The sequence below is a fragment of the Salmonella sp. 5800 genome (genome assembly GCF_046558195.1).
Classification (GTDB): Bacteria; Pseudomonadota; Gammaproteobacteria; order Enterobacterales; family Enterobacteriaceae; genus Salmonella; species Salmonella enterica.
Genome location: NZ_JBGDOX010000004.1, coordinates 79,345 through 95,222 on the forward strand (window position 1 = coordinate 79,345; position 15,878 = coordinate 95,222).

At 46.4% G+C, this 15,878-nt stretch carries 18 protein-coding genes and 1 pseudogene; 14 read left to right on the forward strand and 5 right to left on the reverse strand.

The features are described from left to right. Positions 1-8: 8 nt before the first annotated feature. Positions 9-650 carry an orotate phosphoribosyltransferase gene (pyrE, locus tag ACLJZ5_RS09730; RefSeq protein ID WP_000806167.1) on the forward strand — a complete coding sequence of 214 codons (642 nt, stop codon included), beginning with the start codon at positions 9-11 and terminating at the stop codon, positions 648-650. Positions 651-727: 77 nt separating this feature from the next. Here the strand turns inward: pyrE and slmA are convergent, their stop codons facing one another. From slmA to coaBC, 3 genes are all read right to left on the reverse strand, one after another. Next, a complete protein-coding gene (slmA, locus tag ACLJZ5_RS09735) occupies positions 728-1,324 on the reverse strand; it encodes a nucleoid occlusion factor SlmA (RefSeq protein ID WP_000818607.1) in 597 nt (198 codons plus the stop codon). Positions 1,325-1,431: 107 nt separating this feature from the next. Beyond that, a complete protein-coding gene (gene dut / locus ACLJZ5_RS09740) occupies positions 1,432-1,890 on the reverse strand; it encodes a dUTP diphosphatase (RefSeq protein WP_000976078.1) in 459 nt (152 codons plus the stop codon). Next, entirely contained in the window at positions 1,868-3,088 is a 1,221-nt protein-coding gene (coaBC, locus tag ACLJZ5_RS09745; RefSeq protein WP_000050176.1) for a bifunctional phosphopantothenoylcysteine decarboxylase/phosphopantothenate--cysteine ligase CoaBC, read from the reverse strand. Before coaBC ends, dut begins: the two co-directional genes overlap by 23 nt. Positions 3,089-3,263: 175 nt before the next feature. Between coaBC and radC the strand changes: the two genes are divergently transcribed. From radC to mutM, 4 genes are all read left to right on the forward strand, one after another. Next, the gene (gene radC / locus ACLJZ5_RS09750; RefSeq protein ID WP_000380129.1) at positions 3,264-3,929 is read left to right on the forward strand and encodes a RadC family protein; all 666 of its coding nucleotides are present in this window, start codon (positions 3,264-3,266) and stop codon (positions 3,927-3,929) included. Between the two features lie 217 nt (positions 3,930-4,146). Continuing rightward, positions 4,147-4,383: a 50S ribosomal protein L28 gene (gene rpmB, locus ACLJZ5_RS09755; protein WP_001519051.1), complete on the forward strand. Its 237-nt coding sequence runs from the start codon at positions 4,147-4,149 to the stop codon at positions 4,381-4,383. Positions 4,384-4,403: 20 nt separating this feature from the next. After that, a complete protein-coding gene (rpmG, locus tag ACLJZ5_RS09760) occupies positions 4,404-4,571 on the forward strand; it encodes a 50S ribosomal protein L33 (protein ID WP_001051798.1) in 168 nt (55 codons plus the stop codon). A gap of 97 nt (positions 4,572-4,668) precedes the next feature. Next, the gene (gene mutM / locus ACLJZ5_RS09765; RefSeq protein WP_024797503.1) at positions 4,669-5,478 is read left to right on the forward strand and encodes a bifunctional DNA-formamidopyrimidine glycosylase/DNA-(apurinic or apyrimidinic site) lyase; all 810 of its coding nucleotides are present in this window, start codon (positions 4,669-4,671) and stop codon (positions 5,476-5,478) included. 27 nt (positions 5,479-5,505) lie between these two features. Here the strand turns inward: mutM and coaD are convergent, their stop codons facing one another. Both coaD and waaA read right to left on the reverse strand, forming a co-directional pair. After that, entirely contained in the window at positions 5,506-5,985 is a 480-nt protein-coding gene (gene coaD / locus ACLJZ5_RS09770; protein ID WP_001171884.1) for a pantetheine-phosphate adenylyltransferase, read from the reverse strand. Between the two features lie 8 nt (positions 5,986-5,993). After that, positions 5,994-7,271 carry a lipid IV(A) 3-deoxy-D-manno-octulosonic acid transferase gene (waaA, locus tag ACLJZ5_RS09775; protein ID WP_000891580.1) on the reverse strand — a complete coding sequence of 426 codons (1,278 nt, stop codon included), beginning with the start codon at positions 7,269-7,271 and terminating at the stop codon, positions 5,994-5,996. Positions 7,272-7,679: 408 nt separating this feature from the next. Here waaA and rfaQ point away from each other — a divergent pair, with 408 nt between their 5' ends. The 9 genes and pseudogenes from rfaQ to waaZ all read left to right on the forward strand — a co-directional run bounded on the left by rfaQ (position 7,680) and on the right by waaZ (position 15,802). Next, entirely contained in the window at positions 7,680-8,750 is a 1,071-nt protein-coding gene (gene rfaQ, locus ACLJZ5_RS09780; RefSeq protein ID WP_001526672.1) for a lipopolysaccharide core heptosyltransferase RfaQ, read from the forward strand. Further along, the gene (locus ACLJZ5_RS09785; RefSeq protein WP_001261577.1) at positions 8,747-9,871 is read left to right on the forward strand and encodes a glycosyltransferase family 4 protein; all 1,125 of its coding nucleotides are present in this window, start codon (positions 8,747-8,749) and stop codon (positions 9,869-9,871) included. The genes rfaQ and ACLJZ5_RS09785 overlap by 4 nt, the downstream gene beginning before the upstream one ends. Beyond that, positions 9,864-10,661, forward strand: a complete 798-nt coding sequence (gene rfaP, locus ACLJZ5_RS09790; protein ID WP_024797502.1) for a lipopolysaccharide core heptose(I) kinase RfaP — start codon at positions 9,864-9,866, stop codon at positions 10,659-10,661. The genes ACLJZ5_RS09785 and rfaP overlap by 8 nt, the downstream gene beginning before the upstream one ends. Positions 10,662-10,716: 55 nt before the next feature. Beyond that, positions 10,717-10,878 (forward strand): annotated as a pseudogene (locus ACLJZ5_RS09795) (glycosyltransferase family 8 protein); the annotation flags it as partial. A 117-nt stretch (positions 10,879-10,995) separates the two neighbouring features. Beyond that, positions 10,996-12,075, forward strand: a complete 1,080-nt coding sequence (gene waaB, locus ACLJZ5_RS09800; RefSeq protein WP_001651003.1) for a lipopolysaccharide 1,6-galactosyltransferase — start codon at positions 10,996-10,998, stop codon at positions 12,073-12,075. A 5-nt stretch (positions 12,076-12,080) separates the two neighbouring features. Then, complete coding sequence (gene waaO / locus ACLJZ5_RS09805; RefSeq protein ID WP_020899385.1) at positions 12,081-13,094, forward strand: lipopolysaccharide 3-alpha-galactosyltransferase; 1,014 nt, start codon at positions 12,081-12,083, stop codon at positions 13,092-13,094. 17 nt (positions 13,095-13,111) lie between these two features. Continuing rightward, complete coding sequence (gene rfaJ, locus ACLJZ5_RS09810; RefSeq protein ID WP_000376867.1) at positions 13,112-14,122, forward strand: lipopolysaccharide 1,2-glucosyltransferase RfaJ; 1,011 nt, start codon at positions 13,112-13,114, stop codon at positions 14,120-14,122. A gap of 22 nt (positions 14,123-14,144) precedes the next feature. Continuing rightward, the gene (rfaY, locus tag ACLJZ5_RS09815) at positions 14,145-14,843 is read left to right on the forward strand and encodes a lipopolysaccharide core heptose(II) kinase RfaY (RefSeq protein WP_024797501.1); all 699 of its coding nucleotides are present in this window, start codon (positions 14,145-14,147) and stop codon (positions 14,841-14,843) included. A 149-nt stretch (positions 14,844-14,992) separates the two neighbouring features. Next, complete coding sequence (gene waaZ, locus ACLJZ5_RS09820) at positions 14,993-15,802, forward strand: 3-deoxy-D-manno-oct-2-ulosonate III transferase WaaZ (RefSeq protein WP_024797500.1); 810 nt, start codon at positions 14,993-14,995, stop codon at positions 15,800-15,802. The last annotated feature ends 76 nt before the right edge of the window (positions 15,803-15,878 follow it).

The following is a 15,878-nucleotide window of genomic DNA, read 5'->3' on the forward strand; positions in this document are numbered from 1 at the left end:
GCGAATCCATGAAACCGTATCAGCGCCAGTTTATTGAGTTTGCGCTTAACAAGCAGGTACTAAAGTTTGGCGAGTTTACGCTGAAATCCGGGCGCAAAAGCCCCTATTTCTTCAACGCCGGGCTGTTTAATACCGGGCGCGACCTGGCGTTGTTAGGCCGTTTTTATGCCGAAGCGCTGGTGGATTCCGGTATTGAATTTGATCTGCTGTTTGGCCCCGCGTACAAAGGTATTCCGATCGCGACGACGACGGCGGTTGCGCTGGCGGAACATCACGATAAAGACCTGCCGTACTGCTTTAACCGCAAAGAGGCAAAAGATCATGGCGAAGGCGGGAGTCTGGTGGGCAGCGCGCTACAGGGCCGCGTGATGCTGGTGGATGACGTGATTACCGCAGGTACGGCGATTCGCGAGTCGATGGAGATTATTCAGGCGCACGGGGCTACGCTGGCTGGCGTACTGATTTCGCTGGATCGTCAGGAACGTGGCCGCGGCGAGATTTCCGCGATTCAGGAAGTGGAGCGCGACTATGGTTGTAAGGTTATCTCCATCATTACGCTGAAAGACCTGATTGCCTATCTGGAGGAAAAACCTGATATGGCTGAGCATCTGGCGGCTGTGCGAGCATACCGGGAAGAATTTGGCGTGTAAGCGAATTGCCCGGTGGCGCTTTACCGGGCTTATGTTTCTTTCGCCTGGATAAGGCGTGAGCCTCTATCCAGTCAGCGTTACTGTAGCTGAGCGGCAATGAGCGGCCAGCGGGCGTCGAAATCGTCCGTTGGGCGGTATTTAAATTCGCTACGCACGAACCGTGAAAGCATACCTTCACAGAAGGCTAACAGTTGGCTTGCCAGCAGATTTTCATCCGTCGTGTAGCCTTCGCCTTCACGCATTCTTTTTTCTCGTAGCACCTGGCGGAGCTGCGCTTCGATGCGTTCAAAAAGCTGATTAATGCGCCCCTGCAGGCGATCCTGTTCAAACATCAGCGCGTGCCCGGTAAGAATGCGCGTCAGGCCAGGGTTGCGTTCGCCAAAACCCAGAATCAGCAACACAATCAGGCGCAAACGCGTGCTGGTGTTTTTTTCATCTTTTAAAATCAGATTGATACGGGTAATCAGACTATCTTCGATAAACTCAATCAGGCTATCGAACATGCGGGTCTTGCTGGGAAAATGGCGGTATAGCGCCGCTTCGGAAACGCCGACCGAGGCCGCCAGTTTTGCCGTCGTGATGCGTTGGCTTCCATCGCTGGATTCAAGCATCAGCGCCAGTGACTGAAGTATTTCTTCGCGACGATTCCTTTTCGCAGTTTGTTTTTCTGCCATGTTACAAAATACCCCTGAAAATAAGCACTTGCCAGGCGAGCACCCACGCTATAACCGCAAACTCAGCGCTTGCGGCAGTATTATGACGTTATGGGGATGCGTAAAATTTACTTACGGCCAGAATGACCGAAGCCGCCCTCGCCACGTTCGGTGGCGTCAAATGCTTCCACCAGATTAAATTCGGCCTGAACGACCGGAACAAACACCATTTGCGCGATACGTTCGCCCGGTTCAATGGTAAAACTGTCCTGACCACGGTTCCAGATCGAAACCATCAGTTGCCCCTGATAATCGGAATCAATCAGCCCGACCAGGTTGCCCAGCACGATACCATGTTTATGGCCCAGGCCAGAACGCGGCAACATGACTGCCGCCAGTGATGGATCGGCGATATGAATGGCCAATCCGGTAGGCACCAACGTCGTTGCGCCAGGCGCCAGTTCTACGGCGTCGTCGAGACAGGCGCGCAGGTCAAGCCCGGCAGAACCAGAAGTAGCATAAGTCGGCAGCGGAAACTGCTGACCAACACGCGGGTCCAGAATCTTAACGTCGATTTTTTTCATCATAACGGGTCACGATCTCGTCGAGTAATAATTGGCCCAGGAGTTCTTTTCGCTCAAGCGGTAAGACTTTATCTCCATCCTGCCAGAAAAGGTGTAAAGCGTTTTTATCGCTATTAAATCCCTGATTTGAAAGAGAAACATCATTTGCACAAATCAGGTCAAGGTTCTTACGGATACGTTTTTGCCGGGCGTATTCTTCCACATTATTCGTTTCCGCGGCAAACCCAACAACGTAGGGGCGATTGTCACTGAGTGCGGCCACCCCGGCGACAATGTCCGGGTTTTTGACCATTTTTATTAATAATTCATCACCTTGCGCCGCCTGTTTTTTGATTTTTTCACTGGCGATAGTCTCTGCGCGATAGTCAGCCACGGCGGCGCAGCTAATGAAAATATGCTGCTGTTGAACGGCGGCCTGAACAGCGGCTTCCATGTCCAGCGCGGTTATGACATCAACCCGTTTTACAAAAGGCGGCGTTGGTAACGAAACGGGACCGGAGACCAGCGTGACATTTGCGCCGCGACGCGCTGCGGCCGCCGCAATAGCGAAGCCCATTTTACCTGAGCTGTGGTTGGAAATATAACGCACCGGGTCGAGCGGTTCGCGCGTCGGGCCTGCCGTAATCATGATATTAAGATGTCGCAGATCGTTGACGGCAGCGAAATGCGCGGCGGCCTTATCAACGATAACTAATGGGTCCAGCATTCGGCCTGGGCCTACATCGCCGCACGCCTGACTGCCGCTATCCGGCCCCCAAATGAACAGGCCGCGAGAGGCGAGCACCTCCAGATTATGTTGCGTGGCGGCAGCGCGGTACATCTGTTGGTTCATGGCCGGAAGAACGGCCACCGGGGCTGGCGTCGCCAGGCAGATGGTGGAGACTAAATCATTAGCCATACCCGATGCTACACGGGCGATCAGGTCGGCGGTCGCGGGGGCAAGAATCACCAGGTCGGCCCATTTCCCCAACTCGATATGCCCCATCGCGGCTTCAGCGGCAGGGTCAAGCAGACTGTCGGATACGGGATAGCCCGACACTGCCTGTAAGCTCAGGGGGGTAATAAAGGCTTTTGCCGCCTCGGTCATTGCCACGCGCACGTCAGCGCCGCGCTCACGTAAACGGCGCACCAGCTCCGGCGTTTTATACGCAGCGATACCGCCGCTAACGCCGAGAACAATTTTTTTACCGGCCAGGCTCATCATGTCTTTCCTGTTGGGTGACTTTGAAAGGCGGCTATTTTATCACAATCTCTACGGCGTCGTGTCTTTGCCTGCGCTCCACTTTGCGAGGCGCTACGCAAGAACAAAATCGGGGCGTCGATCTCTCCCAAAGGCTGTGCCACTATGCCGCTTCCTTAAAAAAGGAGGTGCGCGTATGGATACGTTGGACGAATTATTACCGCGTGAAAAAATGCTCAGATCCGGCATTGCTTCCCTCAGCGACGTGGAGCTGCTGGCGCTTTTTTTACGTACCGGCACGCCGGGAAAAGATGTTATGACGTTGGCAAAAGAGATATTGCAGCACTTTGGGTCGCTGTATGGCCTGCTGTCGGCGGACTTTGCGCAGTTTCGCGGCGTAAACGGCATCGGCCTGGCGAAATTCGCGCAGTTGAAAGGCATTGCTGAGCTGGCAAGGCGCTATTACAGCGTGCGCATGAATGAGGAAAGTGCGTTGCTGAGTCCGGAAATGACGCGGGAATTTCTGCAAAGCCAACTGACGGGCGAAGAGCGTGAGATCTTTCTGGTGATCTTCCTTGATGCCCAGCACCGGGTGCTTCAGCACAGCCGCCTGTTTTCCGGCACGCTTAACCACGTAGAGGTGCATCCGCGTGAGATTGTTCGGGAAGCGATTAAACTCAATGCTTCAGCGGTCATTCTGGCGCATAACCACCCTTCAGGCTGCGCAGAGCCAAGTAAAGCAGATAAACTTATCACTGAGCGCGTGATAAAGTGTTGCCAGTTTATGGATATCCGGGTGCTCGATCACCTGATAATTGGGCGCGGAGAGTACGTTTCTTTTGCCGAACGCGGCTGGATTTAAGATTCTTTGCGCGATCCATCGGGATCTTTGTCTGTTCGGGACTTGAGCATATCGCCGGGTCAGCGTATACTACGCCACCTTTGAGAATCTCGGGTTTGGCATTTGGGCCTGGCAATCGAGAGTTCAATAGAACTGCGCGATGACCAGGCTGTAAAGCCTGACGAGGCGCCGATACCCCATACGAAGCTCGAGCTAATTTGATTTTTGGAGAATAGACATGTCCCGAGTCTGCCAAGTTACTGGCAAGCGTCCGGTGACCGGTAACAACCGTTCCCACGCACTGAACGCGACTAAACGCCGTTTCCTGCCTAACCTGCACTCTCACCGTTTCTGGGTTGAGAGCGAGAAGCGTTTTGTCACCCTGCGTGTATCTGCTAAAGGTATGCGTATCATCGATAAAAAAGGCATCGAAACAGTTCTGTCTGAACTGCGTGCCCGTGGCGAAAAGTACTAAGTACTAAGAGGAAATAAATCATGGCTAAAGGTATTCGTGAGAAAATCAAGCTGGTTTCTTCTGCTGGTACTGGTCACTTCTATACCACTACGAAGAACAAACGTACTAAACCGGAAAAACTGGAACTGAAAAAATTCGATCCAGTTGTCCGTCAGCACGTGATCTACAAAGAAGCGAAAATCAAATAATTCTCGCTTTGATGTAACAAAAACCTCGCTTCGGCGGGGTTTTTTGTTTTCTGGCCGTCCCCATATTAATGAGACCTGCCACACAGCCGGAGACGTTATGCCTGAATTACCCGAAGTTGAAACCAGCCGCCGGGGTATTGAACCCCATTTAGTTGGCGCTACTATCCTGCACGCCCATATCCGTAACGGCCGTCTGCGCTGGCCGGTTTCAGATGAAATTTATCGTCTGAGCGATACACCCGTCCTTAGCGTTCAGCGTCGTGCTAAATATTTACTGCTGGAGCTGCCTGACGGCTGGATAATTATTCACCTGGGGATGTCGGGAAGCTTGCGGATACTGTCGGAAGCGCTGCCGGCGGAAAAGCACGACCATGTCGATTTGGTGATGAGCAATGGCAAAATTCTACGTTATACCGATCCTCGCCGCTTTGGCGCCTGGTTATGGACCAAAGAGCTGGAAGGGAATAACGTACTGGCGCATCTGGGACCGGAGCCGCTAAGCGATGAGTTTAATGGCGAATATTTGCGGCAGAAATGCGCGAAGAAGAAGACGGCGATTAAACCCTGGCTGATGGATAACAAGCTGGTGGTCGGCGTGGGGAATATCTACGCCAGCGAGTCGCTGTTTGCCGCTGGTATTCACCCTGACCGCCTGGCGTCGTCACTCTCGACAGAGGAGTGCGATCTGCTGGCGCGGGTGATTAAAGCCGTTTTGCTGCGCTCTATTGAACAAGGCGGGACAACGCTGAAGGATTTTCTGCAAAGCGATGGGAAACCGGGCTATTTTGCGCAGGAGTTGCAGGTGTACGGGCGCAAAGGCGAGCCGTGTCGGGTATGCGGTACGCCGATAGTCGCAACGAAACACGCACAGCGTGCGACGTTCTATTGCCGTCACTGTCAGAAGTAAAACGCCAGGCCCGGCAAGGAAGGAAACTTATTTCAACTTATCCATTAGCGCCTGATGCACATTGTCCGGCAGAAAGTGGGTCACATCGCCCTGATGGCGTGCCACTTCTTTGACCAGCGACGATGAAATAAACGACCACTCTTTGGACGGCATCAGGAAAACGCTTTCCAGTTGCGGCATCAGATGGCGATTCATATGCGCCAACTGCATTTCATATTCAAAATCCGCCACCGCGCGCAGACCACGAATCAGGATATTCGCCTGTCTGTCGCGGGCGAAATTGGCCATCAGGTCGCTAAAGCCCACCACCTCTACGTTACCCAGGTGTGCGGTCGCTTTTTGCGCCAGCGCCACACGTTCGTCCAGGGTGAACATGGGTTTCTTGCCGGGGCTGGCGGCGATAGCCAGAATGACATGGTCGAACATCTGCGTTGCGCGCGTCACAATATCGAGATGACCGTTAGTAATCGGATCAAACGTACCTGGATAAATCGCCCGTTTTTGCATGACAGTCCTCAATGCGTTTTCGGTGGCAGATAAGGTTCCAGCAGTTGCAGCAGACGCTGGAGCGCGCCCTGATTTTGATACAGCACTTCAACTGCGTGACGTCCGTAGAAATTACGATAATCAGCGTCGGTCAGTAAAGAGGAAACTTCTTTTGCCAGCGTAGCCGCATCGGTAATCGTGATAAGTCCGCTCGCCTGATCCAGACGGGCGCAAATATCTTTAAAGTTAAAGGTATGCGGACCCATCAGTACCGGAATCGCATGAGCGGCGGCCTCCAGCGGGTTATGACCGCCGCGTTCAACCAGCGAACCACCAACAAAGGCGAGATCGGCAATGCCATAGAGCAACATTAATTCGCCCATGGTATCGCCTACCACGACCTGGGTGCTGGCGGACGGCACTTCGCCCGAAGAGCGAGTGATGTAGCTTAACCCTGCCTGACGCACAAGATTGATAGCATCCGGGAAACGCTCCGGATGGCGGGGCACCAGAATCAGTAATAAATTCGGGAATTGATGTAATAACGCCTGGTGAGCGGCGATAACGATACTCTCTTCGCCATCGTGGGTGCTGGTGGCAATCCAGACCGGACGGTGCGGCGCCCACTGGCGGCGTAGCGTAACGGCTTTAGCCGCCAGCTGCGGCGTAACTGAAATATCAAATTTCAGACTGCCGGTGACCGTGACCTGATTGTTCTTCGCGCCCAATGCCACAAAGCGTTCGCCATCTTCTTCGTTTTGCGCGGCAATCAGGGTGATACGGCGCAGGAGCGTACGGACAAACTTGCCAAGCTTCGCATAACCCGCGGCGGAGCGGGCGGAAAGCCGCGCATTAGCGATAACCAGCGGAATATGACGTTTGTGCAGCGCAGCAATCAGATTTGGCCAGAGCTCAGTCTCCATGATCAATACCAGCTTAGGATCAATCTCATTGAGGAAACGATTGAGCGCATCGGGCAAATCATAAGGCAAGTAAACGTGCTGAACATCGTTGCCAAAGGCGGACTGGACGCGCTCCGAGCCGGTCGGCGTCATGGTCGTTACGGTAATAGGCAGATCGGGATAGCGATGACGTAGAGCGCGGACCAATGGGATGGCCGCCAGAGTTTCGCCCACCGAGACGGAATGCAGCATGATTCCGCCCGGTTTCAACGGACGGCGGTAGAATCCGTAGCGTTCACCCCAGCGCTTACGATAGGCCGGCGCTTTACGTCCACGCACCCAAAGCCGTATCCAGATCAGAGGCTGAATAAGGTAGAGAAGAGCGGTGTAAAGCAATTCGAGCATAGTAAATAGCTGACTTATGGATGTGCTGGGGATTCTATGTATTTAGCCTGGGCTTTACCATTACTTTTCCCATTTTTGCGCCAAATTGGCTCAGAAGCGAGGATTCCAGGCGCTGAACCCCATTATTTTTGCATTTTTACGCAATCCATTGAAATTTGCCGCCCTTGTCGCCCCAGACAATGGGAATGACCATTCGCAAGAGAGGGATAAATTAATATCTCTTTGAATTTATGATTAAAAAAATGATTGTGTATAAAAATTATTCGTATCGGATTGCTGCGAAAGAAGTGTTACACTAGCGCATCTAAAATGAGTGCGGTATTAGCCATCGGGTTGCTGTGAAGCCTGGGGCGGTAGCGTGCTTTTTTCTGCTTATTTATCCGGACAATTTCAACCAAAGAGTCGCTTGTGGAAAAGCCATTTCGAAGAATTCTGATTATAAAAATGCGTTTTCATGGAGACATGTTACTTACCACCCCTGTCATCAGTACGCTGAAGCAGAATTATCCCGATGCAAAAATCGATGTGCTTCTTTACCAGAACACCATACCGATATTGTCGGAAAATCCGGAGATTAATGCACTCTACGGCATCAGTAACAAAGGCGCAGGAACAAAAGAGAAGATCAAAAACGCGCTATCGCTAATCAAAAAATTGCGTGCTAACTCGTATGATCTGGTCGTCAATCTCACCGATCAGTGGAGCGTGGCGCTTATTGTGCGTTTTTTAAACGCAAAAATAAAAATCTCGCAGGATTTCGGTAATCGTCAGTCTGCTTTATGGAAAAAGAGCTTTACGCATTTAGTACCTTATGCGGGAGAACATGCTGTTGAGCGCACATTATCCGCGCTAAAGCCGTTAGCGCTAAAACAGTATGTCACGGAAACCACCATGAGCTATCGCCCGGAACATTGGGAAAACATGCGACAACAGCTCAAACAACTTGGTGTGACCCGACAATATGTTGTTATTCAGCCTACGGCACGGCAGCTATTTAAGTGCTGGGATAATGATAAATTCTCGCAGGTTATTGATGCCGTGCAGCGCCGCGGTTATCAAGTTGTACTGACGTCAGGCCCGGCCGCAGACGAGATGGCCTGCGTGGATGCTATTGCACGCGGCTGTGAAACAAAACCGGTTACTGGTCTGGCGGGTAAAACTCGCTTTCCTGAATTGGGCGCGTTGATTGACCATGCGGATCTCTTTATCGGCGTTGATTCGGCCCCTGGTCATATTGCCGCAGCAGTCAAAACGCCGGTCATTTGCCTTTTCGGCGCGACGGATCATGTGTTCTGGCGTCCCTGGACCGACGACATCATTCAGTTTTGGGCAGGAAATTATCAGCCGATGCCTGAACGGCATGAGCTTGATCGTAATAAAAAATACCTTTCCGTGATTCCGGCTGAAGATGTTATCGCCGCGACGGAAAAAATGCTGCCGCATGAGGCACGCACCATAGATTTGGACAGCCTGCTATGAGAGTTGCCTTTTGCTTATATAAATATTTTCCTTTTGGCGGTCTGCAGCGTGATTTTATGCGCATTGCCCAAACCGTGGCGGCGCGAGGTCATCAGGTTCGTGTTTATACTCAGTCATGGGAAGGGGAATGCCCGGATAATTTTGAATTAATCCGCGTGCCGGTTAAATCCCGGACGAACCACGGTCGTAACGCAGAATATTATGCCTGGGTGCAACACCATTTGCGTGACCATCCTGTCGATCGGGTGGTTGGATTCAATAAGATGCCGGGCCTTGATGTGTATTACGCCGCAGACGTGTGTTATGCCGAAAAAGTCGCACAGGAAAAAGGTTTTTTCTATCGCCTGACATCACGCTATCGGCATTATGCTGCTTTTGAACGCGCCACGTTTGAACACGGCAAGCCGACGCAACTATTAATGCTGACGAATAAGCAGATTGCTGACTTCCAAAAACATTATCAGACTGAAGCGGAGCGTTTCCATATTCTTCCTCCGGGGATTTACCCGGACAGAAAATATAGCCAACAGATCCCGAACAGTCGTCAAATTTATCGTCAGAAAAATGGTATCTCAGAACAGCAAAAATTACTGTTGCAAGTAGGGTCTGACTTCACCCGTAAAGGTGTGGATCGCTCTATTGAAGCGCTGGCATCGCTACCCGAATCTTTACGGCAAAATACGGTGCTCTATGTTGTCGGGCAGGATAAGCCGAAGAAGTTTGCCGCACTGGCTGAAAGAAGCGGCGTTGGCACGAATGTGCATTTTTTCTCCGGACGTAATGATATCGCGGAGTTAATGGCGGCAGCCGACCTTTTACTGCATCCAGCCTATCAGGAAGCTGCTGGTATTGTTTTGCTGGAAGCCATTACTGCTGGTTTGCCGGTGCTGACAACCGCGGTGTGCGGTTATGCACATTATATTGTGGATGCAAACTGTGGCGAAGCGATGACGGAACCTTTTCGCCAGGATGCGCTAAATGAGGTTTTACTCAAAGCGCTGACACAGCCTTCCTTACGCAACGCCTGGGCTGAAAATGCGCGGTATTATGCTGATACCCAGGATTTATACAGCTTACCGGAGAAGGCCGCAGATATTATTACAGGTGATTTAGATGGTTGAGCTGAAAGCGCCGTTAACCACACTATGGCGCGGTAAAGATGCTTTTGAGGAAGTGAAAACGTTACAGGGCGAAGTGTTCAGAGAGCTGGAGACGCGTCGAACATTGCGGTTTGAGCTGGACGGCAAAAGCTACTTCCTGAAGTGGCATAAAGGCACTTCGCTGAAAGAAATTGTGAAGAACCTGATTTCGTTACGTATGCCTGTTCTGGGCGCTGACAGAGAATGGCACGCCATTCATCGTCTACATGAGCTGGGCGTTGATACGATGCACGGCGTTGGTTTTGGTGAAAAAGGCGTAAACCCGCTAACCAGAACATCATTTATTATCACCGAAGATTTAACGCCTACCATTAGCCTTGAAGACTACTGTGTTGACTGGGCTGTTAATCCACCGGACGCGCAGGTGAAGTGGATGATTATTAAGCGTGTTGCGACTATGGTACGTAAAATGCACGCCGGGGGGATTAACCATCGCGACTGTTATATTTGCCACTTTCTTCTGCATTTGCCTTTCACTGGTCGCGAAGAGGATTTAAAAATCTCCGTAATCGACCTGCATCGCGCGCAGATACGCCAGCGCGTTCCCCTTCGCTGGCGTGACAAAGATTTAATTGGGCTTTATTTTTCTTCAATGAATATTGGCCTGACTCAGCGAGATATATTCCGGTTTATGCGTGAGTATTTCTCTCTCCCCCTGCGAGAGATTTTGCAAAAAGAATCGGGGTTGATTCACCAGGCAGATGTTAAAGCCGCTCGAATTAAAGAAAGAACAATAAGAAAAAATCTGTAATTATAATAATTATGCACTCAGTGAGTAATTTATGAGTGAGACAAGGATAGACAGAATGTCTGACATTAAAAGTTATATTTCAAACCAAAAAAACATAATTCAACATGATGATTTTTTTGGAAGAAGACTGGACATTGCTCTTTGCTTTGATCATAGTTTTATAATGCCAGCAGGTGTGGCAATATATTCCATTATCGAAAATAATAAAGATATTGAATACGCCTTAAAGCCAAAAGAGAGATGTCAGGTAAAAATTACTCTATAGGGTTATATTACTATTTTTGCTATTTAATATCTAAAGTCTTTAGATTAAGGTTTTAACTCTGGAGTATATATGAAAATAGCTTTTATTGGCGAAGCGGTATCCGGTTTTGGAGGGATGGAAACCGTTATTAGCAACGTTATCCATACGTTTGAAAATAGCTCTCCGAAAATCAACTGTGGAATGTTTTTCTTTTGTCGTAATGACAAAATGGATAAAGCATGGCTAAAAGAGATTAAATATGCGCAATCATTCTCAAATATAAAATTAAGTTTTCTTCGTCGAGCTAAGCATGTTTATAATTTTAGTCAGTGGCTGAAAGAAACGTCACCGGATATTGTGATATGTATTGATGTCATCTCATGTCTTTATGCCAATAAAGCACGAAAGAAAAGTGGTAAACAGTTTATTATTTTCTCGTGGCCACATTTTTCGCTCGACCATAAAAAACATGCAGAATGTATAACGTACGCGGATTATCATCTGGCCATCAGTAGTGGTATTAAAGAACAGATGATGGCACGGGGTATCTCAGCGCAAGATATTAGCGTCGTTTATAATCCTGTCTCTATTAAAACAATCATTGTGCCGCCGCCTGAGCGCGATAAACCTGCTGTATTTCTCTATGTAGGGCGTCTTAAATTTGAAGGGCAGAAAAGAGTTAAAGATTTATTTGATGGCTTAGCTCGTACGACAGGGGAATGGCAGCTACATATTATTGGTGATGGCTCAGATTTTGAAAAGTGCCAGGCCTATAGTCGGGAGCTTGGTATTGAGCAGCGTGTAATCTGGTATGGTTGGCAAAGCGAGCCGTGGCAAGTCGTACAGCAAAAAATAAAAAATGTCACCGCGTTACTACTTACCTCTGCATTTGAGGGATTTCCTATGACCCTGCTGGAAGCAATGTCATATGGAATTCCGTGTATTAGTTCTGATTGTATGTCTGGTCCGCGCGATATGATTAAACCCGGTTTGAATGGTGAGCTTTACACCCCGGGGGCTATAGATGATTTTGTAGGACACCTTAATCGTGTTATTTCTGGTGAAGTAAAATATCAGCATGATATTATTCCCGGCACGATTGAGAGATTTTACGATGTGCTATATTTTAAAAATTTTAATAATGCGATATTCTCGAAATTACAAAAGTGATCACTATGAGCAGAAAATATTTTGAAGAAGAAGTCATTCAACAGACTTTAGATTATAACTATGCACAACATAGTGATGCTGATAAATTTAATATAGCTTATGGGATTGATAAAAACTTTCTTTTTGGCTGTGGTGTCTCTATTGCATCGGTTCTCCTCGCTAACCCAGATAAGACGTTAGCTTTCCATGTTTTTACCGATTTCTTTGACTCTGAAGACCAGCAGCGATTTGAGGCATTAGCAAAACAGTACGCTACGCAGATTGTTGTTTACCTAATCGACTGTGAGCGCTTAAAATCGCTACCCAGTACCAAAAACTGGACCTATGCAACATACTTTAGATTCATTATCGCCGATTATTTTTCAGATAAAACAGATAGAGTACTTTATCTGGATGCAGATATTGCATGTAAGGGGAGTATTCAGGAACTTATTGATCTTAATTTCGCTGAAAATGAGATTGCTGCTGTCGTTGCTGAAGGCGAGTTGGAATGGTGGACTAAGCGCTCGGTTAGCCTGGCAACGCCTGGGCTGGTTTCTGGCTATTTTAATGCCGGTTTTATTTTAATTAACATACCTCTTTGGACCGCAGAAAATATCTCTAAGAAAGCGATTGAAATGCTAAAAGATCCGGAGGTAGTACAGCGCATAACGCACCTTGATCAGGATGTATTAAATATATTGTTAGTGAATAAAGCGCGTTTTGTTGATAAAAAATTTAATACACAATTTAGTCTTAACTATGAATTAAAAGATTCAGTTATTAATCCAGTCGATGCTGAGACTGTATTTGTTCATTATATCGGACCAACGAAGCCCTGGCATAGTTGGGGGGCTTACCCTGTGTCACAATATTTTTTACAGGCTAAGAGCAACTCACCATGGTCTCATTGTGCACTTTTAAATCCAGTGACTAGCCATCAGTTACGTTATGCGGCAAAGCATATGTTTAATCAGAAGCATTATACTTCGGGTGTAAATTATTATATAGCCTACTTTAAACGTAAACTTCTTGAATAAAACCCATAGGTGATGTAATGGATTCATTTCCTGAGATAGAAATAGCTGAATATAAAGTTTTTGATGAAAGTAATAATAATGATGATAACGTATTAAACATTTCTTATGGCGTTGATGAAAACTATCTTGATGGTGTGGGGGTATCAATCGCTTCAGTTGTATTAAACAATAATATCCCGCTCGCTTTTCACATTATTTGTGATTCATACTCCCCGTGTTTTGTAAAATATATAGAGCGTTTAGCCGTACAGCATCACATAAAAATTTCTCTTTATCTTATTAAAGTAGAAAGCCTTGAGGTATTGCCTCAAACTAAAGTATGGTCGAGAGCAATGTATTTTCGTTTATTTGCTTTCGATTATCTCAGCAAGAAGGTAAACACCTTACTTTATTTGGATGCCGATGTTGTATGCAAAGGATCTTTGCAAGATCTTCTACAGCTTGATCTGACAGAGAAGATTGCTGCGGTCGTAAAAGATGTTGATTCCATCCAGAATAAGGTAAATGAGAGATTAAGCGCTTTTAATTTACAAGGTGGTTATTTTAACTCCGGCGTGGTTTTTGTTAACCTGAAATTATGGCAAGAGAATGCCTTAACCAAAAAGGCATTTTTACTTTTGGCAGGTAAAGAGGCTGACTCTTTTAAATATCCCGATCAGGATGTTTTGAATATTCTCCTACAGGATAAAGTCATTTTTCTACCGCGACCGTATAATACCATTTATACTATTAAAAGTGAGTTGAAAGATAAGTCACATAAAAAATATAGCAATATAATTAATGATAATACTATTTTAATTCATTATACGGGTGCTACAAAACCATGGCATGCCTGGGCAAATTATCCTTCAGTTATCTATTATAAAAATGCACGACTTAACTCGCCCTGGAAGGATTTTCCCGCAAAAGATGCGCGTACCATAGTCGAATTTAAGAAGCGATATAAACATCTTCTCGTGCAGGGTCATTATTTTAAAGGCCTTATGGCTGGAAGCGCATATCTTTATCGTAAACTTTTCCACAAATAATTCCCCTCCCCAAATCTCCATTATGATTATTGAAAAAAAGATTAAAAACTATACCGTCTTTGTCAAAAAAGACGGTGAAAAATACATTGAGATATTCAAAGATTTTCTATCTTATAATCATCAGGTTATTAAAGTCTTTCGTAATATAGAAGATACAAAAGTTGTATTGATTAATACAGACTACGGAAAATATATTCTCAAAGTATTTAGTCCAAAAGTAAAAAATACTGAACGCTTTTTCAAATCGTTAGTAAAAGGAGATTACTACGAAAAGCTTTTTCATCAGACAGATCGTGTGCGGCGTGAAGGGTTTGCGGCGCTTAATGATTTTTACCTGCTGGCGGAAATTAAAACATTACGCTATGTAAAAACATACGTGATGATAATTGAGTATATTGAAGGTATTGAACTTGTTGATATGCCAGAAATTCCTGACGAGGTGAGAGGGAAAATCAAACAGTCGATATATTCTCTGCATCAGCATGGTATGGTTTCGGGCGATCCCCATAAAGGTAACTTTATCCTGCAAGGCAATGAGATCAGAATTATTGATTTGTCCGGAAAAAGACCTTCCAGGCAACGAAAAGCAAAGGATCGTATTGATTTAGAAAGACATTATGGTATCAAAAATAATGTGAGAGATATCGGATTTTACTTATTGATTTATAAGAAAAAACTTCGAAATTTCCTTCGTCGTATTAAGGGTAAGGAAAAGCGCTGATCAATGTAGCACGTTTGGTTTAATTTAAGGGGCTGACTGACTTTTATTTGCTGCAGCGTTATGACATACTTGAGAGAATTTGAGATGTAATATTAGTTATTGAATATAACATTTATTTATAGGTTGCATGATAAACATACGAGTTTTTTATGGGCAGCGTTAACTTCATAACTCACGCCGATGTTCTGCAACTTATTGCGAAAAGAACGGCTGAAGATTGTATTATTTTTCTTTCTGGTCCTACGTCCAGAAAGACGCCGCTGTCTTTGTTACGAATGAAAGATGTCATTGCAGTCAATGGTTCTGTTCAATATTTGCTAAACAATAACGTCAAGCCATTTTTGTACCTTCTGACGGATGTTCGCTTCCTCCATCGCCGGCGCGAAGATTTTTATAACTTTAGCCGTAACAGTCAGTTCACTATCGTCAATCTTGATGTGTATGAACAGGCTTCAGTGGATGATCAAAAATATATTGAAGAAAACTGTTTAATTATTCGCTCCTTTTATCGCCGAGAAAAAGGGGGCTTTTTAAAGAAAATTAAATTTAATATCCTCAAGCGGATTCATAAAGCATTACTTATTTCAGTTCCCCTTTCGAAAAGAGGGCGACTGGCTGGATTTTGCAAGGATATCAGCATCGGGTATTGCTCTTGCCATACTATTGCTTATACCGCTATTCAGGTTGCCTATTCCCTCAAGTATGGCCGTATTATATGTTCTGGGCTTGACTTAACAGGGAGTTGCCCACGTTTCTATGACGAATCTACCAGCCCTATGCCATCTGAGCTTAGTAAAGACCTGTTTAAAATACTGCCATTTTTTACTTTTATGAGAAAAAATGTGAGTGATTTAAATATCTTTAATTTATCAGATGATACTGCAATTCATTACGATATTATTCCATATATTACAGCCTCGGAACTTGAGGGTGAAATATATTACGATAAAATTGTCTAGACACTAGATAAATCATTATTTTGCGTTGCTTCGGCACGCATTTCTTTTTCTATAACATTTCTTTTTCTATAAAGTT